Source organism: Streptosporangium oxazolinicum, from assembly GCF_039537505.1.
Lineage (GTDB): Bacteria > Actinomycetota > Actinomycetes > Streptosporangiales > Streptosporangiaceae > Streptosporangium > Streptosporangium oxazolinicum.
This window is the reverse complement of record NZ_BAABAQ010000007.1, coordinates 143,855-168,790: the sequence shown is the minus strand read 5'-3', so window position 1 is coordinate 168,790 and position 24,936 is coordinate 143,855. Positions and strand designations below refer to the sequence as shown.

Below are 24,936 nucleotides of genomic sequence, written 5' to 3'. Positions count from 1 at the left end.
GCTCAACCGAGCCGCTCAACCGAGCCGTTGAGCCCGGTCGCCAGGCCGTACTCACCGAGCCGAGCCGGACCGCCGGACCGGACCCGCGCCGGGTGAGACCTTCCGCGCATCGCGACCGCCAGGGACAACGGCCGGCCCCCGGACGACAGATCCATGGACACGGTTCCCCCATGTCATCATTTGTCGGGTTTTTGGGGGTTTTGTCCGGGTATGCAGGCAGGAACTCGCGCCGATCCGGGGGGTTGACGATGAGCGCACACGAGCACGAACGGCGACCAGGGGAGGCGGACCGGCCCGGCGGCCTGTCGAGGCGGCACTTCTCCATGCTGGGAGCCGCGATGCTGGGCGGCGCGAGCCTGCCTCAGCCGATCATCCGGCCCGGCTCGCCCCCACCCTCTCCCTCGCCGAGCCCGAGCCCGAGCCCGGGTGGGAGCAGGCCGTCGGCGGTTCCGGTGGGCTTCGTCCTGAGCCACGAGCAGTTCCGCACTCCGGACCTGGTGCGCTTCGCCGAACTGGCCGAGCAGGCCGGGTTCAGCCAGGTCTGGACGAGCGACCACTCCCATCCGTGGCAGGACAACGAGGGCCACTCCATGTTCCCCTGGCTCACGCTCGCCCTGATCGGCGAGCGCGCGCCGAAACTGACGTACGGCACCGGCGTCACCTGCCCCATCTACCGCCACCACCCCTCCCAGGTGGCGCAGGCTTTCGCCTCCCTCGACATCCTGAGCCCCGGCAAGGTCTTCCTCGGCGTCGGCACCGGCGAGGCACTCAACGAGCTCGCCACCACCGGCCGGTTCGGCCGCTACCCCGAACGCCACGACCGGCTCATCGAGGCCGTCCAGCTGATCCGCAAACTCTGGACGGGCGAGCGCACCACCTTCAAGGGGCGCTTCTACCAGACCAGGGAGTTCAAGCTGTACGACGTCCCCCCCTCCAAGGTGCCGATCTACATCGCGGCCAGCGGGCCGAAGAGCGCGTACCTGGCGGGACGCTACGGCGACGGCTGGATCGCCCAGACCAAGGACATCGCCGACCCCCGGCTGCGCGACGCGTTCGCCAAGGGTGCCCGCGCCGCGGGCAAGAACCCCGACACCATGCCGAAGCTCGTCGAGACGTGGGTCGTGGTGGGCGGCCGGGCCGAGGCGGACCAGGCCGCGGAGAAGTGGCGGTTCACCGTGCACGGCTTCGGCGACCTGCTCTACCAGCCGAACCCGGTGACCATCCAGCGGCTGGCCGAGCAGCGCTGGAAGCTCCAGCAGGTGTACGCCGGCTGGCCGGTCAGCACGGATCCGAAGGTGCACATCAAGGCCACCCAGCGGATCGTCGACCTCGGCGCCACCCCGTTCATCCACTCCGGCCAGGAGGACCAGCGGCGCGTGGTCGAGTTCTACGGCCGGGAGGTCCTGCCGCACGTGCACCGCTGACGGCCGAGTCGCTCCCTAACCCGCCGAACGGACCGGCCCGCGCCCACGAGGAGCGGGGCCGGGGTCCCCACGGGGATCAGGCCCGGAGCTGGTGGGTGATGGAGGTGTCGGTGATGGCGGTGTCGTTCGCCAGCAGGAAGGCCTTGCTGAGGATGAGCGCCAACCGGCCGTCCTCCTCGAACGGAAGGAACAGCCCGGCGTGGGGGTCGCGGGCGGAGACGACGCACAGGTAGGCGTCGTTGGGTTCCATCAGGATGTTCGCCGACCCCAGGTGGATCTTGTAGGTGCGCAGGTCGCCCCGGACCACCAGGAAGCGATCGGTCATGGTGCACCGGTCGGCGATGGTCGTGCGCCCGATCAGCCGGGACAGGGCGTCGCGCCGGACCCGGGCGCTCTCGGCCAGGTCGCCGAAGCTGTAGGAGCGCCAGTAGTCCCCGTGGCCCTCGGGGTCCAGGCCGGTGGAGGTGACGCCGACGACCAGGTCGGCGTCGCGCAGCGCCTCCGACAGGACGAGCGGAGGGACCTCGGCCAGCGGGACCGGCGAGGTGCCGGCGAGGAAACGGATGTCGCCGCTGACGCAGACGGAGGCGGTGGTGCCGTAACCGTCGCGTTCGTAGGAGTGCTCGTCCAGGTGGAAGTCCCAGGTGACGGTCAGGCCGCCGGGCAGCTTCTTGGCGGCGGTGCACGCGTCGGACCCTCCCTCCCAGTTCCAGTGGCCCAGCGTCATGCCGGTCCAGCCGCGGTCGGTGAGCAGTGCCTTGGCCTGGCCGTACCGGAGCAGGTGGCTGGAGAAGCGGCGCGAGTGGTCGCGCGTCTCCTCTTCGGCGGGGGTGAGCAGGTAGACCTCGCGGAAGGCCTGCTTGAACGGCTGGCGCAGCTCCTTGCCCTGCACCACCTCCCGCCAGGCGCGTACCTCCTCCAGGGACGCGCGGGCCGGGTGCCACAGTCGCACCGGCACGTCCGGCACGGTGAGCCCCAGCTCGGCGCGCCACACGCCGGGCTCGACCTCGAACTCCCAGATCACCCGGTCGGTGACCGGGTGCCCCTCCAGCTGCCGGTACGGCGGAGCCGTCTCGCCGGCGCATCCGGCCTCCAGCGCCCTGGCCAGGGTGGCCTGCTGCTGCTGGGTCCGCTTGGCCAGCTCGCGCAGCCGCTTGACCTCGGCGGGGTGCTCCCGCCTGACCGCCGCCGGGACCGTCTTGAGCTTCCTGTCCCCGTGCCACCACGACAGCTCGACCTTGCCGTCGATGGAGATCACCGCCGTGTGCTCGCCGACGGTCTGCCGTACCCGCCCGTCGGGTATCCGGAACGCCACCTCCAGCCGGTTGGCCAGGGCGGCCTCGATGTCCTTGAACATGCGGTCCAGTTGCTTGGGCACCCCGGCGTGCCGGGTGACCTGGCGGACGGCGCGCAACGCCGAGATCGCCTCGGGCGTCGGGTAGCTCCGCACCGCGCGGGCGATCTCGAACAGCAGTCCCTGCGAGAGCAGGGTCTTGGCCTGGGTCGGCGCCACCGCGATCCCGCGCAGCAGCCTGTCCAGCACCTCGGGCAGCCAGGGCTCGTCCCGGAGGAGCGCCAGCCGTACGGCCCTGCCGAGGATCGCCTTCTCCCCGTCCTCGAACGCCTTCTCCGCCCGGTAGGGGATCTCTCCGGCGTGGATCGCCGCGACGCGGGCCTCGGCCGCCTCCAGAGCCGTCCGGGCGAAGTCCGGGTAACCGGGCTGGCCGTTGAGCCATTCGATCACGCCGGGCAGCGGGGCGGCATGGTCGGACCGTTCCCGCATCGCCTCGGCGAGCAGCGCCCGCCGCTCCACGTCCCAGCCGAGCAGCACCTCCAGCTCGGCGGCCGCGATCGGCCCGCGCTCCCGGGTGAGCCGGTCGCCCACTTCGGCGCCCATGCCCGCCAGCCCCGCCGCCACCAGCACGGAGAAGGGTTCGTACGGTCGCTCTCCGTCCGGCATCAGGAATCCGACCAGCTCGCGGGCCGCCACGGCCAGCCGCTGCTCGTCGACCACATACCGTGCCGACATCGGGCTGTCGTCGCCGACCGGGACCGACGCGCCCAGCCCGGTGCTCAGCTGGGAGACCTCAGGCCAGTACGTGGGGTCGTTCGCGGTCCCGTTGATCAGCGCGAGCAGACGCTGGGCGAGAGGGGAGAGAGGCATGCCGGTGGTTCCTGTCAGAGGTGGATCGGTGGATGACGGACGGGTCGTGACGGTGGCGCCGGCGGCCGGGAGGACCGCCCTGGACAGAACGATCGACGGCCTCAGACGAACGGGCCGACGAGGTCGGCGAACTCCTCCGGGCCGACGATCCGTACGCCCAGGCTCTCGGCCTTGGCGCGCTTGGAACCCGCGTTCTCTCCGGCCACCAGCAGGCTGGTCTTCTTCGAGACGCTGGAGGAGGATTTGCCGCCGGCGCGTTCGATCAGCTCGTTCATCTGGTTGCGGGTCAGCGTCTCCAGCGTCCCGCTCATGGAGCCGGTGACCACGACGGACATCCCGGCCAGCGGCAGCTCGGACGCGCCGCCCGGCTCCGAGCCCGTCGGCGCGTCGGAGCCGGGGACGGCGGGTGGCGTCCAGCCCGGCTCGGTCATGGTGACCCCGGCCGCCACCAGCTTGTCGATGAGCGGTGCGAGCTCGGTCAGCTCGGCCACCACCGCCGGTGCCTTCTTCGGGCCGATGCCCTCGACCGCCTCGATCGCCTCCGCGTCGGCCGCGCGGATGGCGTCCATGCTGCCGAAGTGGCGGGCGATGCGGCGGCTCATGGACCGGCCGGTGCCGCGCACGCCCAGCGCGCAGAAGACCCTGCTGAGCGGCTGGGCCTTGGCCCGCTCGATCGCGGCGAGCAGGTTGTCGGTGCTGGTGGCGCCCATCCGCTCCAGGCCCAGCACCTGCTCGCGGGTGAGGAAGAACAGGTCGGCGAAGTCGGCGATCAGCCCGGCGTCCAGCATCTGCTGGACGCGGTTCTCGGCCAGGCCCTCGATGTCGAGCTGGTCGCGGCCGGCGGCGTAGCCGATGGAGGCGATCACCCGGCAGGCGCGCCCGCGCACGCACCGCCACCGCTCCTGGGAGGCGTCGATCTCGTCGCCGCACAGCGGGCAGACCTCCGGGATGGGGATCGGCCGCTCGTCGCCGGTGCGCAGGTGTACGACCGGGGCCTCGACCCGGGGAATCACGTCGCCGGCCTTGTAGACGACCACGGAATCGCCCAGCATCAAGCCCCGGCGTCCGATGTCGGAGGCGTTGTGCAGGGTGGCGTAGGTGACGGTGCTGCCGTCGAGCTCGACCGGCTCCAGCACGGCGCGTGGGGCGATGATGCCGCTGCGGCCGACGTTCCACTCGACGTCGAGCAGTTTGGTGATCTTCTCGGTGGCGGGGAGCTTGTAGGCGATCGCCCAGCGGGGGGCGCGCGAGCTGAACCCGGCCTGCGCCTGGTCGGCGGCGAGGTCGCACTTGATCACGATGCCGTCGATGCCGAAGGCCAGCTCCGCTCGTTTGGCGGCGATCTGCTCGACCCGCTCCTGGACCCCCTCCAGGGTGGTGGCGACGATCCCGCCGACGTCGGTGGCGGCGGGGGTCAGCACGCCCTGGGCGGCGACCCACGTCATGATCTCGCTGTGCGGCAGCTCGCGCAGCGACACGGCCCGCTCGGAGGTGTCGTCGGGCTGCGGCAGCGCGCCGTAGCCGAAGAAGGTCAGCTCGCACACGTACGGCCGGTCCTGGGCGCGCAGCGTGCCGGCGGCGGCGCTGCGCGGGTTGGCGAACGTGGTGCCGTCGTGCGCCTGGCGCTTGAGGCACGCCGCCTCGAACTGCTCGGCCGTCATCATCACCTCACCGCGCAGCTCCACCGTGACCGGATCGGCCAGCCTGGCGGGCAGTCCCACGATGGTGCCGATCGCGTGGCTCACGTCCTCGCCCTTGGTGCCGTCACCCCGGGTGACCAGCCGCACCAGCCGCCCGCCCCGGTAACGCGCGGCGATCGCGAGTCCGTCGAGTTTCGGCTCCACGCTCCACGCGGTGACCGGCCAGCCCAGCCTGCGCTCCAGCGACGCGGCCCAGTCGGCCAGCTGCTGGGCGCCGAAGACGTTGTCCAGGCTCAGCATCGACACCGTGTGCGGCACGTCGCCGACCACCGCGCCACCGGCCACCTTGCCCGTCGGCGAGGTCGGCAGCACCTCGTCGGGATGCTCGTCCTCATAGGCCTGGATGCCCCGGACCAGCCGGTCGTAGGCGTCGTCGTCCAGCGTGGACGTGCCGTCGCCGTAGTAGGCCGCAGCGGCGTCCAGGGCGAGCTGGACGGCCTCGGCGTAGGCGGTCTGATCGGCCAAAAGGGTGCTGGGGGGTGCGTCGGTCATGATCCCATCATCCCGCCGGGCACCGACAATTTTCGGCCCGCGGAACGCGTCCCCGAACCCTTGTGAGACAGGGGGCGATAGTTGGTCCCATGTAGAGCGGCAGGACGTGAGATGACGGTTCGCGAATTGATGTCCGTTGCGCTGTTGGAGTTGGGTGAGGTGAACTGTGTTAGGGCCTGTGTGATGTCGTGATCAATTGGCTGCTTGCAATAGATCTTCGAGCCAGATCATCGCGGCGCGGAGTTCGAGGCCGGCGAGGTAGCTCTCGGGCGTCTTGTCGAAGCGCCACTGGCCACTCGGCCAGTAACGTCATCGCGGGCAAGACCCCGTCCCAGCCGGCCGCCCCCGCGGCCTGGGCCATCACGTGCCTGCGGGTCGCGACCTCGGCCGGGCGCACGCTCTGGACCCGAAACGTCGATATCACCTACCGGCTTTACATAAATTACCTGTACGGCTCGCGCTCTCACCTTCGAACCGTCGGCGGTATCCGGATCCCGGCGGGCCTTAACCGCCGTCCGGGGGCACGCTCAAGCATCTCGTCGAGATGGCCGCGTGATTCGGGCGCGGGCCGCCTTGCTCACCAGGTCCAATACGAACGAGCCTCGGCCTGCCATGTCTTCGGGAAGTACTGGTGGATGTCGAAGGCCATCCCCTTGCCGCGGGCGATGAGCTGGTCGCGATCGAGCTTGCGGGTAATCGGACCGTCGCGGTCGTCCTTGTTGTCCCACCAGGACTCCCACTGCTTGATGCAGGTCTGGCCGGTGAGGTACCGGTTGGAGCACGGGGCGGGCGGTGACCAGATCTGGGTGTGACCGAAGCGGATGACCTTGCCGGAGGACTCCTCGGTGATGGTGCCCCACGCCTTGAGGCAGTAGGCCCGTGAAGGGATGTCCCACTGCACGTAGTGCTGGAGCCCGGAGGTGGCGAGCGTGCGCAGGGAGCCGCAGGAGGCGTCGCCGATCTGCTCCTTGGTGACACGCACCCGGTAGTAGGTGCCGTTGTCGCGCCAGCCGTCCAGCATCAGCCAACCGCCGGTGCGGACGAACTTCTCCGCGTACGTCGGCGGCCACTTCGCGGGATCGCCCCAGCTGATCTCCGAGGTGGTGGACGACAGCGGCTTCCACGTCCACTGCCCCGCCGCCTGGCCGCCCGTCCAGTACTGCCCGGCGCTGCGCGCGCCGAAGCGGGAGTAGTCCCCGTAGGTCTCTCCCGCCGACACCGACGCCGACGCCGGAACGGTCGCCGCCGTGACCGCCACCAGCGCGACCAGGCTCCTCATCACGATTCTCATCAACACGCCGTGCAAGGTAGCAGGCCCCGGCTGCCGATCATGGATCATTCGGCAATTCTGGAAGGAATCGGAGGGCTCGGTCAGCGTCGTGGTCTAACAGTGTCCTCCGATCGGGGGAGACACATGCCGAAACCCGTCACCCCACAGGACAGGTCGAACTGGTGGATCCGGGTCAGCGGCCATTCCTCGTGGGGGGACGTCCGCAGCTCGCCGCCGTCGAAGGCGTCGGCCACGCCTTCGGAGCGGAGGTGCCCGGCCAGCGTCGCGGCCAGCCGATCGGCGTCCTGCGGCCGCTCCGCCTGCAGCGGCGCGATCTCGTGCGAGTCGGCCGCGACGTCGAACAGCAGCGGCGCCCGCCGTTGGCCAGCCAGATCAGCTTCAGGCGGCCCTCCCGGACCATCGCCTTGAGTGGTGTGAAACTTGCCGACCCCCCAGGTTCGGGTAGCCGCGCAGGCCCATCGCGCCGGCCAGGTACGGCCCGCAGGACTCCCGGATCGCGGCGTGCCCCCCGTCGGGGACGGCGTTGTCGTACACCCGGGTCTGGGTCGGCTCGTACCCGCTGTGCAGCGTGTGGCGGGCCGGCACGCAGACCGGAGTGGTGGAGTACGCGTTGTCGAAGACGGTCCCGCGGGCGGCCAGCCGATCGAGGTTGGGCGTCGCGATGCCGCGGTTGCCGAGCGCCGCGATGGTGTCGAACCGCTGCTGGCCGGTCATCACGAACAGCACGTTCGGGCGGGGGGACATGATCAGGTCTCTCCTCGTCTGACGCTCAGCGCGTCGGCGTCGGCAGCAGCCGGGCACGGTCTCCCCGCAGGGCGGACTCCTGGGCGTTCCAGTCGTCGGCCGGGTCCAGCCAGGCCAGCAGTACCTCGCCCGGCGGGAACGCGTCCCCGGCTTCGTCCAGCGGCGCGGCCAGGCGGGCGTCGGCCTCGGCGACCCAGCCGGCCGCCGCCGGGTCGGCGACCAGTCGTCCGGTTGCCAGGGGTCGGCGCGGCCGTGGAAACAGCAGCCAGGGCCGGCCGTCGAGGGTCCGCGCGTAGGTCAGCTCGCCGGTGACCAGACCCCGCCATTCGCCGATCCCCTGGTCGTACCCGTTGTCGAAGCTCACCCAGTTGCCGATCAGCGGCGAACGTTACCCCGGCGCGGCTCGGGCGTGGACATCGCGGCGTCGGCCCGCATACCTCGCGGGGTCGGGGGCGGTGCAGCGCCTCGGATGACCAGGCAAACGACTCGCGGGGCTCGCGATGACGTTCATCACCGCCGACCGTCCACATTCGCATCTGGTCGGTCACCCGGCGGTGCCGCGAGACTTCTCGGCAACCGGAAGGAACGCGATCGTGCGTCAGATGAGCACGACGGTTTGAGTTTCCTGAAGGGACTTAGGTGTCACGGGTACGAAGTTCAATTCGGTAAGGAGCCTCCAAGATGAGCAAGGTCATCAGCGCCCACGCGGTGTCGGCCGACGGGTACATCACCGGACGGGACCCGGGCGCCGGGCGCGGGCTCGGCGACGGGACGATGCTGTTTGACTGGTACTTCGACGGCGACACCCCCAGTCAGGTCTTCGACGGGTTCAAGCTGAGCGGGCCCAGCGCTCGGGTCTTCGACGCCCTCGCCGGGCGCGTGGGCGCGATCGTGGCCGGCCGCAACACCTACGACGACTCCGACCACTTCGGAGGCGGTAGCCCGCACCCGGCAGCCCGGCTGATCCTGCTCAGCAACCGGCCCGCGCCCGAGATTGGCGAGAGGCAGACGCTCGTCACCACCGGCATCGAGGACGCGATCGCGGCGGCACGCGAGGCCGCCGACGGCAAGGACGTCGGCCTCATGGGCGGCGGCGTGCTGACGTCCGCGCTGGAAGCGGGCCTCGTCGACGAGGTGATCCTGCACCAGGTGCCCGTCCTGCTCGGCGCCGGCCGCAGCTTCTTCCAGGAGCTTCCCGAGCACATCGCGCTGCGGCTGATCGAAGCAGTGCCCGCCCCCGGAGTGACCCACCTGCACTACGAGGTGGCCCGATGATCCTCGTCACCGGCGGCCTCGGAATGATCGGCGCCTACACCGCCCGCGCCCTGGTAGACCTCGGTCACGATGTCGTCGTGACCACCCATCACCGCACCGACACACCGTCGTTCCTCGGCGGCCGGGTCACGGTGGAGTCCCTCGACGTCACCGACCGAGAGGCATTCCTCGCGCTCGGAGACCGCCACGACATGACCGGGATCGTGCACCTGGCGGGAAGCATCCCGGAGGCGGTGCCGATCGACTTCTTCCGCCGCGACACCGCCGGGCTGCTCAACGCGTTGGAAGCCGCTCGCAGTTGGAACGTGCGCAGATTCGCCGTCGCCAGCAGCATCAGCTCCTACACCGGCCGACCCGAAACCATCTGGGACGAGGAACTCTCGCTCCCATCCGTCGACGTCCCGCACGCGATCGCGGCCTTCAAGAAGGCCGTCGAACCGCTCACCCTCCACAGCCTTCGGGGCAGCGACGTGCAGCCCGTCCTGCTCCGCATCGGAAGCACCTGGGGTCCGCTGATGGACCCCGAATCGCCCTTCAACTTCATCCCGCCCTATGTCAGCGCCCTGCACCGCGGAGAAACACCCCCGCCCCTCTACGCCGACGACGGCGGCGACCTCGCCTACGCCCCCGACAACGGGCGTGCGATCGCCCTGCTGGCAGCCGCCGAAACCCTCCATCACGACATCTACAACGTGTCCAGCGGACGCCCCGTCACCAACCGGGAGATCGCCCGTGCGCTGACCGCAGCGATGGACGGCGCTCGCATCGAACTCATCGAGGGACGCCGGGGCGGCCCCGGATTAGACCCCTACCTCGATATCACCCGGCTCACCGACGACACCGGATTCCAGCCCGAGTTCGACATCACCAGCGCTGTAGCCCACTACGTCGCATGGCGCGCCGACAACCAACGCTAAGGAGGACGACATCATGCTCGACCCCGAAGTCCGAGATGTCCTCGACGGCGCCTCGCTCGCCCACCTCGCCACCGTGCTCGCCGACGGCTCCCCTCACGCCATCCCCGTCTTCGTGGGCACCGAGGGCGATCGCATCGCGATCTTCACAGGCCCGCAATCGCTCAAAGCCCGCAACCTGCGCCGCGATCCCCGCGTCGCCCTCTCGATCGCGCCGGTCGAGAATCCTTTCAACCCGGTCGCCATCCGTGGCCGGGTTGTCGAGTGGCTCGACGGCGAGCCGGCCTGGCAGATCATCGACAGGATCGCGATCAAGTACACCGGACAGCCCTACTCACGCGAGCTCGACCGCGCCGTCGCCCTCATCGAACCCGACCGGCAGACCGTCGGCGTCCGTTAATCGTCATGTTCGCACGTAAAGCGGCGTCCGGGCCGGCGACTGTGAACCAGACATGGCCACAGTTACCGGAGCGGATCAGCCTGGGGGGAAACACCGATGCGCTGTCATGAGTCGGCGCCCCACCCTTCCGTTCGGAAGCGGACTCGCCACTGGTGCGCTTAGGTCCATGGGTGATCAGGCGGGCGGTGGCCTTGGTGGTGTGCAGCGCGTCCAGGGTCAAGACCATCCCGGCCACCTCCAGCCGGGCCGGCAGGGCACGGGCGGCGGGCCCCTCCCCGCGCTTGTCGGCGACCTGGCCTTGGCCCAGGACCACCCCGTGCTCGTGGCTGATCACCTCGAGCAGGAAGACCCGCCCGCCCTCGGTGGTCCGGGCCCCGCGGCAGGCTTTGCCATCCAGAGCGGCGCCGGGCAGCAGCCCGCCCGGGGCAGGCTGGGTGTGTCGTGCCGCTGCTCACGCTCGATAGGTCCGGGAGTGTCGGGAATCGACGGGACCGGCGCCACCTGAGCGACCACCCCGGTGACATAATCGCTGATCGCCGAATCCAGCGCGTCGGCGTCCAGGTCGGCCAGGACCCGACGGAAAGTCCGCTCGCTGGGCACGAGGAACCGGCCGGTGAACGGATCGCGGTAGGCGCCCAGCCGCTCCAGCACCGCTTGGGTCCCGCCGGCGCCCGCCACGTCAAGACGGCCTTGACACTTCGCACTCAGGCTGGCGGGCGCCGGAAAGGCATCGAAGGTTCGGCGGCAGATCTCGCTCTCAAGCAACAGCCGCCACAGCGCGGTGTCATCGGGCGCGCCGCGTTGGTTCGAAGGTTCCCAGGCGCGGTCAGGCTCACGCGCGACCTCGTTGACCGGCCGACCCGACGACTGCACCGGCTCGACCGCATCACGCCGGAACTCTTCGGTGTGCTTCGATGGACGCCCCAACGGGGACACTCCTTCCTCTGGACTCAAGATCCAGTTTCAGGGTGTCCACACCGCCGAGGGAAGCTCACTTTCCGGTAACAGGTCGCCTTCCGCCGGGTGAGGCTGCCCGGACCGCTAGCCAATTGGGATTACGTCTGGTTCTGCCTTAAGGATCTTGAGCAGCAGCGAGTCCGGCGTCGACCCAGGTCTTGGTGAGCTCGGCGTACGGGCGCGCCGGAAGACCCCTGGAATGTCCGCCCGCTGTCCTGGCCGAGGGCGGGTCAGAGCCAGCCGGCGTCGCGAGAGATGCGGATGGCGTCGATGCGGTTGCGGCCGCCGACCTTGCTGATCGCGTTCGAGAGGTAGTTGCGCACGGTGGCCTGCGACAGCGACAGCTGGGTGGCGATCTGCTCGGTGCGGACGCCGGTCGCCGCGACCCGCAGCACCTCGGTCTCCCTGGCGGTCAGCGGGCTGCTGCCGGTTTCCAGGGCGGCTGCCACGAGTTCGGGGTCGATGACCCGTTCGCCGCGGGCGACGCGGCGGATCCCGTCGGTGAGGGTCTGGGCCGGGGCGTCCTTGACGATGAAACCCCGTACGTGGACTTTCAAGGCGCGCAGAAGGTTGCCCGGCTGGCTGAGCCCGGTGAGGACGAGCGTGCGGCACTCGGGCAGCGCCTGCGACAGCTGCTCGGCGGCCGACAGGCCGTCCAGCCCGGGCAGGTCGATGTCGAGCACCGCCACGTCGGGCCGTACCGACAGGGCTGCGGGCAGCACCTCGTCACCGCGTTCGACCTCGGCGACGACCTCCATACCGTCCTCCAGCGACAGCAGCGCGACGAGGGCCGAACGAATCATGTGCATGTCCTCGGCGATCAGCACGCGGATCACGCGCCCTCCTCGGGAACCTCGACCGACAGGCGGAAACGGCCGTCGTGGACGGCGGCGGACGACGAGCCGGACGCCGCGCGGGCCCGCTCGGCCACCCCGGCGAGCCCCGATCTCGGGCCCGTCACGCCGCGGGCACCGTCGTTGACGATCTCCAACCGTACTTTCCCGCCGTCGCGGGAGACGGTGATGGCGCAGGTGCCGGCCTCGCTGTGGCGCAACAGGTTGGTGGTGCCCTCGCGGATCGCCCACGCCAGCGCGTCATGGGAGGGCGCGGACAGCGCCGGTAGGGGGGTCACGTCGAGCCGGGTCTCGACTCCAGCGGCGCCGAGCAGGGCCGCCGCCCCGTCGATCTCGGTACGCAGCGACACGGCCAACTCGTCGCGGGTGATCGCGCGTAGGTCCCGGAGCGCGTCGCGGGCCACGCCGGTCAGGCTCTCGACCTCGGCCCGGGCCGCGTCGGTGTCCTTCACCAGCAGCCGAAGGGCCAGGTCGCCCTTGAGCGAGATCGCCGACAGGCTCTGCCCGAGCAGGTCGTGCAGGTCACGGGAGAGCCGGACGCGTTCCTCGCCGACGGCGGCGGCGGCCAGCTCGGCCCGGGCGGCGTCCAGCTCGTTCAGCAGCAGGACCAGCCGAGCCCCGGCGACCAGTGCCCCACCGAACAGTGTGATGCCGAGCAGGGGATACACGCCCAGGAGGAGGGCATGCGGGACCGTTGTGGTCCCGCTCCCCAGCATGTTCGACACCTCCATCAAGGGAGCGTGCGCGATCTGCGCGGCGGCCGCCACCGGCATCACCGGGCCGCGCAGCAGCATGACGATCGAGGCCAAGCCGAAGATCATCAGGCCCTCCCATTGCGAGCCGGCCCACCACAGGGGCACGTTGGCGATCAGCAGGAGGGCCGCCAGGCTCCAGGGCCAGCCCGCCGGGCGTTCGCCCCGGGACGCAGCCAGGCTGTGGCGAAGCTGAAAGGCGAGACACAAGGCGGCACCCAGTGTCGCGGCGACCGGGTCGCCGGCCGGGCCCTCCATTCCCACGGCGGTGTAGACCGGCACCTGGGCGGCCAGCGGGATGTGCAGCGCGATGAACGGCCGGTGCGGATGCCGCAGCATCCAGGAAGGCGGGATCTGCGGGGTCACGCCGGCACCTCGATCGTCTCGGTCGCGTCGTCGGCACGGACCTCCAGCAGTACCCGGCCGTCCACGACCATCGCGGTGATCGTGCACGCGTCCACCGCGTCGGCCCGCAACAAGCGCGTGACGGTGGCGCGCAGGGCGTCCCGGGACCGCTGCGGGATCGTCTCGGGAACGCCCAGCCTCGGAAGACGCAGACGGGTCTCGACGCCGGCCGCGGAGAGCAGGACGGCGGCCGTCTCCAGCTCGGCGCGCAGCGACGGCTGCCGGTAGCCGCGCACCCGCCGCCTGGCCTCGGCCAGCGTGCGCCTGGCGTCTTCCGCGAGGCCGCCCAGCTCGCCGGCCAGCTCCGCGGAGGCTCCTCGTGCCAGCTTCGCCGTTGCCCGCTCGCCGCGGGTCACGATCGCTTCCAGCGCGCTGCCGACCGTCAGGCGCAGGTCGTCGTCGATGCGGCGCCGCTCCTGCGCGACCGCCTGCTGCGCCAGCGCCTCCCTGGCCGCCTGCAGCCGGGTCAGCGCCGCGGCGAGCCAGACAAGCAGCAGCAGCGCCCCGCCACCGCACAACACCGAGAACGCCAGCCACGGCGCCGACTGCCACGGCAGCCCTAGCAGGAGGCCCGCGGGCGCGGCCACGGCGACCAGCGTCACGAAGCCCAGGTACGACCACGGCGCGGGCAGCACCAGCAGGGCCGACACCACCAGGCCCGCGTACGCCCGCGGCCACATGTTTCCGGCCAGCGGCGTGACGCCGAGGACGATGACGGCCATCGCCACGAACGTCCAGCGGCCCGCTGGCGGGTGGACCGAGCGCGCGGCGTACCAGACGTGGCGCAGGTGCAACGGGAGATACGCGGCGGTCGCGGCCATGCTCCACAACCCGGTACGGGTGTCGTTGCCCACGTAGCCGAACGCCAGGGTCACCTGCAGCACCGGCAGCACGGCACTGCAGACGACCGCGGCGACCGGCGCCAGCCGGACGACGCGGCCGGACCGCCAGAACTCCACCACCGTCCCCACCCCCGGTCCCCGTGCCCAGGCTGACAAGGGTAGGCGGCCCGGCCGAGCGCCGCGCGACAGGGGCCTCACCAGGCCGTATGGCAGGGTCATGGGCATCTGGGCGGCGCCGTTGCTTGCATGCGTCGACACTGTCACCGCGGTCAGCTGACGAACAGATGCAAATGTCACCGCCCGCGGGATGGATTCCCACCGTCCGAAGGACGTCAGCGAATCACCGCTCAGGGAGAGCAGCACCTTCAACCCGCACTGATCTGACCGCACCACCGAAACATCGCTGACCGTCACCGAGCAACCACACCACGCGCCAAGTCGTCGGACCGACGAACTTTCAGCCGCTGATCCCGCATTGAGATCAACGGCCAGCCTCAGGCAGGCCAACTATCGCCCCCTGTCTCAACCCTTGGTCGAAAATTCGCGGGCCAGATTGTCCGGGATGGTTTTCGTGCTCATGTTCGCGTCCGATACCGTCGCGTTCACCGGCCGTTTACTGATCCGCGACTCAGTCTCCCCGGTCGAACGTGGGCATGAGCAGGGCGTGACGGAGAGCTGACGCATCTGGCGGATATCTTCACACCGCCCGGATCCCTGAAGGAATTTTTAGGAAGAATGACCAAAAGTCTGGACGAATGGTTGGGGCCGAGTGAAAATTCGATCACCACTCGAAGATCATGGAGACGCCGGGCGGGTGCTTCGTCCCGCGCGTAACCCCTGCTTACCTTGGGCGAGGACGTATGCGGGTACTGCGTGGGCTGCTCACGACGACGTTGGTCATAGGGCTCTCCCCGGCGACGTCCGCCCGAGCGGACGATGTGCCGGAGCCACCGAGGACCGTCCACGAGCAACCGGCGACCGAGAGGTCCGCGGTCGCGGCGGCCCTCCGCACCGGGCAGCCGGTCGAGATCGAGTCGATGCGCACGGAGACCCGCCAGGTCTTCGCCAAGCCGGACGGCACCCTCACCCTGGAGCAGAACGTGCGCCCGGTGCGCGTACGCCGGTCCGGTGGCTGGGTCCCCGTCGACACCACCCTCCGCCTCAACCCCGACGGCACGGTCAGCCCGGCCGCGACGGCGGTCGGGCTGACGTTCTCCGGTGGCGGCGACATCCCGCTGGCCACGCTGTCGCGCGGCGCCAAGTCCCTGAATCTCGGCTGGGGGGGCACGCTGCCCAAGCCCACGCTGAAGGGCGACACCGCCACCTACGCCGAGGTCATGCCGGGCGTGGACCTCCAGGTCACCGCGGACGTGGACGGCTTCTCCCACGTCCTGGTGGTCAAGTCGCGAGCCGCCGCGGCGAGCATGACGGAGCTGACGTTCCCGCTGTCCGTCTCCGGCCTGTCGGTGAAGTCGGACAGGGCGGGCAACATCGAGGCCGTCGACAGGAACGAGGGCACGATCTTCACCGCGCCCACCCCGAAGATGTGGGACTCCGAGGGGATCACGAGCCCGCAGGCGCTCAAGGAGGGCCGCTCCCCCGAGGCCCGCGAGGCCACGATGGGCGTGGAGCTGGCGGGCGGGCAGCTGCGGCTCAAGCCCGACGTGAAGATGATGACGGACCCGAAGACCCGGTTCCCCGTCTACCTGGACCCGTACTTCTCCGCCGCGCGCAACGCCTGGACGGCGGTCTGGAGCAACTGGCCCAACTCCAACTACCTCAACTCCAGCGACGTCGCCAGGACGGGCCACGTCGACTCGCAGAAGAACCGCTCGTTCTTCCAGATGAACACCGGCTCGACCATCCACGGCAAGCAGATCATCAAGGGGACGCTGCGCACGTACGAGACGTGGTCGTACTCGTGCAGCGCCCGCAAGGTCGAGGCCTGGGCGACCAACGCCATCAGCAAGAGCACCACCTGGAACAAGCAGCCCACGTGGGTCAGGCTGCTGTCCACGGTGAACGTGGCCAAGGGCTGGGGCCCGTCGTGCCTGCCCGGCGGCGTCGAGTTCGACGTCACCTCGCAGGTCGTGGACGCCGCCGCCAAGAAGTGGCCCAACATCACCGTCGGCCTGCGCGCCACCAGCGAGACCGACGTGTACGCCTGGAAGAAGTTCAAGAACAACCCGACCCTGGTCATCGAGTACAACTCGCTGCCCTCGAACCCGGTGGCCGCCGACGCCTGGTCGGACCCGGGCGGCCCCTGCGTCTCCGGCGACGGCCGGCCGGTCATCAGCACCGCCACACCGAAGCTGTGGGCCAAGCTGAAGGACGTCGACAACTCGGTCCGGGGCCGGTTCGAGTGGTACGACGCCGCCGGGACCAAGACGGGCGAGTACCTCACCGCGACGGGCTCGACGGGCACCGCCTTCTCCGCGACGATCCCGCCGAACCTGTACTCCGACGGCGCGCTGATCCGCTGGCGGGCCCGCGCCGAGGACGGCAGGGCCAACAGCGCGTGGAGCCCCTGGTGCGAGGCCACCGTGGACGCCACGGCCCCCGGCAGGGAACCGGAGATCTCCTCGCCGCAGTACGCGGAGAACGCCTGGAGCGACGGGGTCGGCCTCCCCGGCACGTTCACGTTCGCCCCGAACGGCGTCCCCGACGTCGCCGCCTACGTCTGGGGCCTCGACTCCGCGCCCGCGACGGAGGTCGCGCCCGGCCAGGACGGCAGCGCCACGATCGCGCTGACGCCGCGCCACGACGGCCCCAACGTGCTGTCGGTACGCAGCAAGGACCGCGCGGGCCAGCTCGGCCCGATCCGCACCTACGTCTTCAACGTCAACGCGGGCAAGGGCCCCAGCGGCCACTGGACGCTGGACGAGGGCCAGGGCACCGTGGCGGCCGACACCGCGGCGGCCCACCCCGCGACGCTGTACGGGGCGACCTGGACCTCCGGCAGGACCGGCACGGCGCTCAAGCTGGCCGGCGCCTACGCCCAGACCTCCGGCCCCGTCGTCGACACCGGCCGCAACTTCACCGTCAGCGCCTGGGCCCGCCTGACCGGCACGGCCGCCTCCGCCACCGCCGTCACCCAGGAGGGCGGCAGGACGGGCGCGTTCTCGCTGCAGTACGTCAAGGCCAATGACCGCTGGGCGCTGACCGTGACGGGCTCGGACGCGGACGGCGCCCCGGCGGTGCGCGCCCTGTCCTCGGCCGCGCCGAGGCTGAACGAGTGGACCCACCTGACCGGCGTCTACGACTCGGCGGCGGGCCGGATCTCGCTCTACGTGAACGGCAAACTGGAGTCCACGGTCGCCGTCACGCCACCGTGGAACGCCACGGGCCCCCTGACGATCGGCCGAGGGAAGGTCAACGGGGCGGCTGCCGAGCACTGGTCCGGGGACGTCGACGAGGTGCGGGTCTACGGCCGCGCCCTGTTCGCCGACGAGATCGCCGACCTGGTCAACAGCGCCGCCACGCTGGTCGGGCACTGGGAACTGGACGAGGAGTCCGGCCTGTCGGCGGCCGACGCCTCGGGCCGGGCGACGGCCGCGACACTGTCCGGAGCCGCCTCGTGGACGCCGGGCTGGCTGGAGGGCGCGCTCGCGCTCGACGGCGTCAGCGGTCACGCCCAGACGACCGCGCCCGTGGTCAACACCAGGACCGGGTTCACCGTGGCCGCCTGGACCCAGCTCGACTACCTGCCCACCCGTGACACGGCGGCCGTGGCCCAGCCGGGCGGCAGGGCCGCCGGATTCCAGCTCGGCTTCGACAGGGAGAAGGGACGGTGGGCCCTCGGCATGGCCGCCGCCGACACCGACACCGCCGCCCTCGTCCGCACCCGCTCCGACGACATCCCCGTCCCGCTGGAGTGGACCCACATCGCCGGCGTGTACGACCCGCTGGCCGGTCAGCTGCGCGTCTACGTCAACGGCCGCCTGTCCACCACCACCGTTACCAACCACCTGAGCGCGTGGAGCGCCACCGGCCCGCTACAGCTGGGCCGGACCAAGACCGCGGGCGTCTTCACCGGCTTCTGGCCGGGGACGGTGGACGACGTCCGCGCTTATGACGGTGTGTTGAGCACCGAGCACATCGCTCAGCTAGCCGCCCAGTAACTCCCGCCCCCCAACTGGGAGAGGTCCATGGATCTACCGGATGAGTTAGAGCTGCCCGAATCCCGCTGGAATCGTGTTCCACCACCAGAAAAACCCGATCTTCCCGACCCCTCCTGGAACCTCTTCCAGGGCTCCAAGCGCGAGTCCTCCTGGCCACGCAGGCTCGCGACCGTGTTCTCCGTCCTCGTGGTCGTGCCGCTGGTGCACGCCACGCCCGCCTCGGCCGCCGCCCGCCCGGCCCCGACCGTGCAGCAGGAGACGCCGGTCAAGGGCACAGCGGTCCCGGTCCTGCCGCCGATGGCCGATCCCGTGCGGAAGCAGGCATGGAAGACACCACCGGACGTCACCTGGCCCAAACCCCGCAAGGCCGAGCTGGGCGGCGGCGCCACCACCCTGGCGGCCGACTTCCCGGTGAGGCTGGCCCCAAGCCAAGGGGAGGCCAGAGCCGCCGCCGAGCCGGTGAGCGTGGAACTGCTCGACACCGACCGGCTCGGCCTGACGATGCGCGTCTCCCCCGGCCAGGGCGTCACGACGGCCAAGGCGGCGAAGAAGACCCGCCTGCGGATCGATTACTCGGGTTTCCGTTACGCCTACGGGGGCGACTACGGTGCCCGGCTTCGAATGGTCAAGCTGGACGAATGCGAGCTCGACACCGCCGCGACGAACTGCCCGCAGCCGCAGACGGTGAAGAGCGAGAACGACGCCAAGGCGGGTACCCTCACCGCCGAGGTCGAGACCGGCGCCGTGTACGCGCTCACGGCCGCACCCTCCGGCCAGTCCGGCGACCACTCGGCCACCTCGCTGTCCCCTTCGGCCGACTGGAGCGTCGGCCCCCAGACCGGCGACTTCACCTGGGGGCACGACATGCGCACGCCGCCCGCGCTGGGGGGCGACGAGCCGGAGATCTCACTGGCCTACTCCTCGCAGAGCCTGGACGGCCGCACCGCCTCCACCAACAACCAGGCGTCATGGGCCGGTGACGGCTTCGAGCTGAGCCCCGGCGGCTACATCGAGCGCCGCCACAAGTCCTGCATGATCGACGGCAAGAAGACCGGCGACCTGTGCTGGGACCAGGACAACGCCACGCTGGCCCTCGGCGGCTCCGCCGTCGAGCTGGTCAAGGACGCCACGACCAAGCAGTGGCGGCCCAAGCGCGACGACGGCACCCGTGTCGAATATCTCACCGGAGCCACCAACGGCGACAACAACGGCGAGTACTGGCGTGTCACCAGCGCCGACGGCACCCAGTACACCTTCGGCCTCAACCGCCTGCCCGGCTGGGTGACCGGCAAGCCGGAGACCAAGTCGGTCCAGACCGTGCCGGTGTTCGGCAACAACAGCGGCGAGCCCTGCTACTCCAGCACCCCGGCCAACGCCTGGTGTCAGCAGGCCTACCGGTGGAACCTCGACCACGCCGTGGACACCCACGGGAACGCGACCACGTACTGGTACGAGCGCGAGACCAATCACTACGGCCGCAACTCCAAGCCCGAGCTGGGCACCCAGTACGTCCGCGGCTCCTACCTCACCCGTATCGACTACGGCTACCTGCAGAACGAGCTGTTCACCAAGTCCCCGGCGTCCCGCGTGCTGTTCGAGGTGGCCGAGCGCTGCCTGCCCAGCGGCACCGTCACCTGCGCCCCCGACCAGCTCAAGAAGGAGACCGCCGGTCACTGGCCGGACGTCCCGTTCGACCAGATCTGCGACTCCGGTGTGAAGTGCACCGACCGCCTGGCGCCGACGTTCTTCACCCGCAAGCGGCTGACCAAGGTCACCACCCAGGTCCTCAACCGTTCCGGCCAGTACTACGCGGTGGACTCCTGGGCGCTGACCCACCAGTTCCCCGCCACGGGTGACGGCCTCAGCCCGTCGCTGTGGCTGGCCTCGGTCCAGCAGACCGGTCACGTGGGCGGCACGATCACGCTGCCCAAGACCACGTTCGCCGGCATCCAGCTCCCCAACAGGGTGGACGCGAACGAGGGCCGTGCCCCGCTGGTCAAGTGGCGCGTCCAGTCGGTCGACAACGGGACCGGCGGCGAACTACGGATCAACTACGCCCCCGCCGAGTGCAAGCCGGGCGAGCTGCCCGCGGCCGACAAGAACACCAAGCGGTGCTTCCCACAGCGCTGGGCGCCGCAGAACGAGACCGAGGTGACCGACTGGTTCCACAAGTACGTGGTGTCGCAGACGGTCGAGGTGGACCGCGTCGCGGCCTCGCCCAGCGCGGTCACCAGCTACGAGTACCTGGACGGCGCCGCCTGGCACTACGCCGACAACATCCTCGTCAAGCCCGAGCACCGCACGTGGTCGGACTTCCGCGGATTCGGCCGGGTACGGGTGCGTGAGGGCGACGGGCAGGACACCAGGCGCACACTGACCGAGTTCCGGTACTTCCGCGGCATGCACGGCGACAGGCAGGCCGACGGCTCCAAGCGCAGCGCGCAGGTCGAGGACTCCGAGGGCGTCAAGGTGGACGACCTCGACCAGTACGCCGGTTTCGAGCGCGAGGAGATCCTGTACGACGGCGACGGCGGGCCCATCCTGAAGGCGGCCGTCGAGCAGCCGTGGTCGGTGAAGACCGCGGAGTCCACCCAGGGCGGCGTCACCAAGACCGCGTACGTGGTCGAGGCCAAGTCCATGGTCACCCGTACCGCGATGCCCGGCGGCACGTGGCGGCGTACCGGCGAGGAGCGCTCGTACGACACCAGGGGCCTGCTCACCCAGGTGGAGGAGAAGGGCGACCTGGCCTCGGCCGGAGACGACAGGTGCACCAGCTACACCTACGCCCGCAACGACGCGAGCTGGATGCTCGACTACCCCAGCCGCGTCCAGAAGGTCGCGGCGAGCTGCGGCACCACCACGTCCGCGCTGATCTCCGACGAGAAGGTCCAGTACGACGGCAAGGCGTACGGCCAGGCGCCGAGTAAGGGTGATGTCACCCTGGTCCAGCAGCTCGTCTCCGGGGACGGCGCGACGATCACCGACAGCATCCACACCTACGACGTGTACGGCCGCGAGACCAGCGAGACCGACGCGGTCGGCACCAGGTCCGTGACCACCTACAGCCCGGCCACGGGCGCCCTTCCCAACGAGGTGGTCGAGACCAACCCGCTCGGTCACGTCAACCGCACGATCCTCGAACCGGCCTGGGGCGAGCCCGTCGCCGAGATCGACGTGAACAACCGCCGCGTCGACATCGAGTACGACGCGCTCGGCCGCCTGACCAAGGTCTGGCAGCCCGACCGCAGCAAGGCGGGCGAGCAGTCGCCCAGCACCGAGTACTCGTACGTCATGCGCGCCGACGGTCCCAGCGTCGTCACCACGAAGACGCTGCGCGCCGACGGCGGCTACACCACCAGCCACGAGCTGTACGACGGCCTGACGCGCGAGCGCCAGACCCAGGAACCCGCGCCCAGGAACGACCAGACGCAGGACCCCGCGCTGCGTGACGGCCGCACGATCACCGACACCTTCTACAACTCGCTGGGCGAGCAGTCCAAGGCCAACACCGGCTACTTCGCCACCGGGGCGCCCTCCACCACCCTGCTGGCGGTGGCCGACGCCGACGTGCCCACGCAGGTCGTGTCCGTCTTCGACGGGACGGGCGACGTCAACGTCCAGATCCTCAAGACGAAGGGCGTGGAGAAGTACCGGGTCTCCTCCCAGGAGGAGGGCGACAGGGTTCACCTGACGCCGCCCCCGGGCGGCACGGCGACCACCCGCATCGGTGACGCCGAGGACCGCCTGCTCGAACTGCGCCAGTACAGGGGCGCGACCCCGACCGGCGAGTACGAGGCGACCAAGTACACCTACGACCACGCCGGACGGCTGTCCACGGTGACCGACCCGGCGGGCAACGTGTGGCGCCACCACTACGACGTGCGCGGCCGGGAGGTCAAGACCGAGGACCCCGACAAGGGCGTCACGACGATGACCTACAACGACGCCGACGAGCTGGTCAGCACCACCGACGCCCGCGGCAGGACGCTGTGGTACGTCTACGACGAGCTGGGCCGCAAGAAGGAGCAGCGCGAGGGCTCCGCGACCGGTCCGCTGCTCGCCGAGTGGAAGTACGACGCGCTGGCCAAGGGCCACCTGAACGCCAGCATCCGGTACGTCGACGGGCAGGCGTACAAGGCGGAGTTCAACGCGATCGACGCCGACTACCGCCCGCTGCGCGAGACCGTCACCATCCCCGAGCGGGAGGGCAGGCTGGCGGGCTCGTACGTGCTCAACACCCGCTACACGCTCGACGACCGTGTCCAGTCCGTCAGCTTCCCGGCCGCGGGCGGGCTGGAGGAGGAGTCGGTCGTCTACACCTACGACGAGCTGAGCCAGCCGATCAAGGTCACCGGCCTGTCGCCGTACGTGAGCGCGACCCGCTACTCCAAGCTGGGCGAGACCCTGCAGTACGAGCTGGGCACCGGAGGCAGGAAGACCTGGCTCACCTACACCCACGACGAGTCCACCCGCAGGCTGACCGGCATGCGGCTGGACAGGGAGGGCACCACCGCGACCGACCTGGACCTCAACTACACCTACGACGCGGCCGGCAACGTCACCAAGATCGCTGACAGGGGGGCGAGCGGCCAGGACACCCAGTGCTTCGCCTATGACCAGATGCGCCGCCTGACCTCGGCCTGGACGGGCACCGACGACTGCGCGAGCGGCACGCCCACGTCCGGCAAGATCGGCGGCGTGGCGCCGTACGCGACCAGCTACGCCTACGACTCCATCGGCAACCGGACCAAGGAGACCAAGCACGCCTGGGGCGGCATGGGCGAGACGGTCCGCACCTCCACCTACCCGCGGGCGGGCGGCAGGCAGCCGCACGCGCTGCAGTCCGTCGGCACGGACCTCTTCGAGTACGACGCCGCGGGCAACACCACCAGGCGCAAGGTCGGCGCCGTGGACCAGGCCCTGGTCTGGGACGCCGAGGGCAACCTGGCGTCGGTGACGGAGGCGGGCAAGACCACGTCGTTCGTGTACGACGCGGACGGCGACCGGCTGATCCGCAAGACCCCGACCGACGCCACGCTCTACGTCGACGACATGGAGTTGCGCTTCGACTTCGCCAAGGACGCCGTCGAGCAGACCCGCTACTACACCATCAACGACCAGCCCATCGCGGTGCGCACGCCGGACAACAAGGTCTACCTCCTGGCCAACGACCACCAGGGCACCGCGCAGGCCGCGGTGAACGCGGGCAACGGCGACCTGGCCGTCCGGAGGATGACCCCGTTCGGCGAGAACCGGGGCGCGCCACCTCCGTGGTGGCCCGGGGAACGCGGATTCGTCGGAGGCACGCAGGATTCGACGACCGGGCTCGTCCACCTCGGCGCCCGCGAGTACGACCCCAGGAACGGCCGCTTCCTGTCGGTGGACCCGATCATCGACGATGTGGATCCGCAGCAGCTCAACGCCTACGCCTACGCCAACAACAGCCCCGTCACCATGAGCGACCCCGACGGGCAGTGGGTCTGGATCCCGGTCGCCATCGGCGTCCGGCTCGGGGCCCGCTACCTCGCCAAGAAGGCGGCCGAGCGCGCCCTCAGGCGGAAGATCCTCGCACGCATCCGGGAGGAGGCCAGGAAGAAGGCGTTGGCGGAGGCCAGGAAGAAGGCTCTGGAGGAGGCAAGGAAGAAGGCGTTGGCGGAGGCCAGGAAACGGGCCGCCGCCGAGGCGAAGCGGAAGCGGCTGGCGGCGGCCAGGAAGAAGGCGGCCGAGGCCGCCAGGAAGGCGAAGGAGGCCGCGGCGAAACGAAGGGCCGCGGCCGCGGCCCGGAGAGAGGCGAGGAGGGCGGCTCGCGAGGCGGCGGCCCGGCGGCGGATGGCGATGGCGGCTCAGCGGCGCAACCGCCAGGCCGGCAGGCTCCCCCGGGGAATCCAGGAGGCGCGCTCGCGCCCGGCGAGGCGGCCGACCAGCCACAGGTCGGCGCAACGGCAGTCACCGCCCAAGGCGAACCGGCAACCGGCGCGGCCACGGCCGAGCCAGGTCTACCGGAACGACGGCTCCGCCCAACCGACCCAGTCCTACACCGTCTACGGCAACGGCCGGATGTATCCGCAGGGGAGACCACCGTCGAACCTGCCGCGGAACGGCTCCGGCCAGGGTGAGAGGCAGATCTTCAAGCCGGAGAAGTACGAGATCGAGACGAACCGGAGGGGCGGCGCCGCCGCCGAACTCGGCGCCCGAGGCCAGAAGATCGCGGACAACTTCATCGATCTGTTCGACATCTGGTTCGGTGGAATGGGCTGACAGCCCTTTCTTTCACTGAACACCGACACCGAACGCCGACCGGCGCGGGGCCCTCGTGGTCCCGCGCCGATCACGTCTCGGCGGAGCACGTCGGTCGTCGGCCCCGTGTCGCGCGCCGGTCCCGCGTCACGGTCTCCGTGGCGTTACGGTCCCCATGGCGTCACGGCAAGCCGCTACCCGGTTGATCGTTCGACCGTCGGGGCCCTGCGGACGGGAGCCTGATTCCAGGCCGGGTGCCGTGATCGTCGACAGCCGGATCGGGCGCGGCACCGGCCGCGGACCGCGGACCGCCGGGCGGTGGCTCGGCAAGCAGCGAGTAGATCTTTCTGTGCCCTGTATCAAA

15 protein-coding genes are annotated in these 24,936 nt (G+C 70.5%); 6 read left to right on the top strand and 9 right to left on the bottom strand.

Translation table 11 applies throughout. The annotated features are described in order from the left end of the window. Positions 1-248 precede the first annotated feature (248 nt). Positions 249-1,424, top strand: coding sequence for a F420-dependent hydroxymycolic acid dehydrogenase (locus ABD817_RS20290; protein ID WP_344919593.1), 1,176 nt, complete (start codon positions 249-251; stop codon positions 1,422-1,424). A gap of 76 nt (positions 1,425-1,500) precedes the next feature. Here ABD817_RS20290 and ABD817_RS20285 read toward each other — a convergent pair whose 3' ends face one another. The 5 genes from ABD817_RS20285 to ABD817_RS20265 form a co-directional block, all read right to left on the bottom strand. Further along, entirely contained in the window at positions 1,501-3,588 is a 2,088-nt protein-coding gene (locus ABD817_RS20285; RefSeq protein WP_344919592.1) for a DUF4132 domain-containing protein, read from the bottom strand. A gap of 101 nt (positions 3,589-3,689) precedes the next feature. Next, a complete protein-coding gene (gene ligA, locus ABD817_RS20280; protein ID WP_344919591.1) occupies positions 3,690-5,780 on the bottom strand; it encodes an NAD-dependent DNA ligase LigA in 2,091 nt (696 codons plus the stop codon). Positions 5,781-6,357: 577 nt separating this feature from the next. Beyond that, positions 6,358-7,077: a hypothetical protein gene (locus ABD817_RS20275; protein ID WP_344919590.1), complete on the bottom strand. Its 720-nt coding sequence runs from the start codon at positions 7,075-7,077 to the stop codon at positions 6,358-6,360. A 372-nt stretch (positions 7,078-7,449) separates the two neighbouring features. Next, entirely contained in the window at positions 7,450-7,815 is a 366-nt protein-coding gene (locus tag ABD817_RS20270; RefSeq protein ID WP_344919589.1) for a sulfatase-like hydrolase/transferase, read from the bottom strand. A 25-nt stretch (positions 7,816-7,840) separates the two neighbouring features. Then, positions 7,841-8,179 (bottom strand): hypothetical protein, encoded by a 339-nt coding sequence (locus tag ABD817_RS20265; RefSeq protein ID WP_344919588.1) that lies wholly within the window; start codon positions 8,177-8,179, stop codon positions 7,841-7,843. 317 nt (positions 8,180-8,496) lie between these two features. Here ABD817_RS20265 and ABD817_RS20260 point away from each other — a divergent pair, with 317 nt between their 5' ends. From ABD817_RS20260 to ABD817_RS20250, 3 genes are read left to right on the top strand one after another with little or no spacing between them, the layout of a single operon-like run. After that, positions 8,497-9,090, top strand: a complete 594-nt coding sequence (locus ABD817_RS20260) for a dihydrofolate reductase family protein (RefSeq protein WP_344919587.1) — start codon at positions 8,497-8,499, stop codon at positions 9,088-9,090. Beyond that, entirely contained in the window at positions 9,087-10,007 is a 921-nt protein-coding gene (locus ABD817_RS20255; RefSeq protein ID WP_344919586.1) for an NAD-dependent epimerase/dehydratase family protein, read from the top strand. The genes ABD817_RS20260 and ABD817_RS20255 overlap by 4 nt, the downstream gene beginning before the upstream one ends. 13 nt (positions 10,008-10,020) lie before the next feature. Next, positions 10,021-10,404 (top strand): TIGR03618 family F420-dependent PPOX class oxidoreductase, encoded by a 384-nt coding sequence (locus ABD817_RS20250; protein WP_344919585.1) that lies wholly within the window; start codon positions 10,021-10,023, stop codon positions 10,402-10,404. Between the two features lie 330 nt (positions 10,405-10,734). Here the strand turns inward: ABD817_RS20250 and ABD817_RS20245 are convergent, their stop codons facing one another. The 4 genes from ABD817_RS20245 to ABD817_RS20230 form a co-directional block, all read right to left on the bottom strand. Further along, positions 10,735-11,331, bottom strand: a complete 597-nt coding sequence (locus ABD817_RS20245) for a hypothetical protein (RefSeq protein ID WP_344919584.1) — start codon at positions 11,329-11,331, stop codon at positions 10,735-10,737. Between the two features lie 260 nt (positions 11,332-11,591). Beyond that, positions 11,592-12,197 (bottom strand): response regulator transcription factor, encoded by a 606-nt coding sequence (locus ABD817_RS20240; RefSeq protein WP_344919583.1) that lies wholly within the window; start codon positions 12,195-12,197, stop codon positions 11,592-11,594. After that, the gene (locus ABD817_RS20235; protein ID WP_344919581.1) at positions 12,194-13,333 is read right to left on the bottom strand and encodes a sensor histidine kinase; all 1,140 of its coding nucleotides are present in this window, start codon (positions 13,331-13,333) and stop codon (positions 12,194-12,196) included. The genes ABD817_RS20240 and ABD817_RS20235 overlap by 4 nt, the downstream gene beginning before the upstream one ends. Then, positions 13,330-14,343: a sensor histidine kinase gene (locus ABD817_RS20230; protein ID WP_344919580.1), complete on the bottom strand. Its 1,014-nt coding sequence runs from the start codon at positions 14,341-14,343 to the stop codon at positions 13,330-13,332. Before ABD817_RS20230 ends, ABD817_RS20235 begins: the two co-directional genes overlap by 4 nt. A 731-nt stretch (positions 14,344-15,074) precedes the next feature. On the opposite strand from ABD817_RS20230, the gene ABD817_RS20225 reads away from it, so the two are divergent. Both ABD817_RS20225 and ABD817_RS20220 read left to right on the top strand, forming a co-directional pair. Beyond that, the gene (locus ABD817_RS20225; protein WP_344919579.1) at positions 15,075-18,335 is read left to right on the top strand and encodes a LamG-like jellyroll fold domain-containing protein; all 3,261 of its coding nucleotides are present in this window, start codon (positions 15,075-15,077) and stop codon (positions 18,333-18,335) included. Positions 18,336-18,362: 27 nt separating this feature from the next. After that, entirely contained in the window at positions 18,363-24,593 is a 6,231-nt protein-coding gene (locus tag ABD817_RS20220) for an RHS repeat-associated core domain-containing protein (protein ID WP_344919578.1), read from the top strand. The last annotated feature ends 343 nt before the right edge of the window (positions 24,594-24,936 follow it).

Excerpts from the sequence above, each read along its gene's own strand:
- ABD817_RS20260 (WP_344919587.1), top strand. The coding sequence starts at position 8,497 with ATGAGCAAGGTCATCAGCGCCCACGCGGTGTCGGCCGACGGGTACATC.
- ligA (WP_344919591.1), bottom strand. The coding sequence starts at position 5,780 with ATGACCGACGCACCCCCCAGCACCCTTTTGGCCGATCAGACCGCCTAC.
- ABD817_RS20255 (WP_344919586.1), top strand. The coding sequence starts at position 9,087 with ATGATCCTCGTCACCGGCGGCCTCGGAATGATCGGCGCCTACACCGCC.
- ABD817_RS20220 (WP_344919578.1), top strand. The coding sequence starts at position 18,363 with ATGGATCTACCGGATGAGTTAGAGCTGCCCGAATCCCGCTGGAATCGT.
- ABD817_RS20270 (WP_344919589.1), bottom strand. The coding sequence starts at position 7,815 with ATGTCCCCCCGCCCGAACGTGCTGTTCGTGATGACCGGCCAGCAGCGG.
- ABD817_RS20225 (WP_344919579.1), top strand. The coding sequence starts at position 15,075 with ATGCGGGTACTGCGTGGGCTGCTCACGACGACGTTGGTCATAGGGCTC.
- ABD817_RS20290 (WP_344919593.1), top strand. The coding sequence starts at position 249 with ATGAGCGCACACGAGCACGAACGGCGACCAGGGGAGGCGGACCGGCCC.
- ABD817_RS20285 (WP_344919592.1), bottom strand. The coding sequence starts at position 3,588 with ATGCCTCTCTCCCCTCTCGCCCAGCGTCTGCTCGCGCTGATCAACGGG.
- ABD817_RS20250 (WP_344919585.1), top strand. The coding sequence starts at position 10,021 with ATGCTCGACCCCGAAGTCCGAGATGTCCTCGACGGCGCCTCGCTCGCC.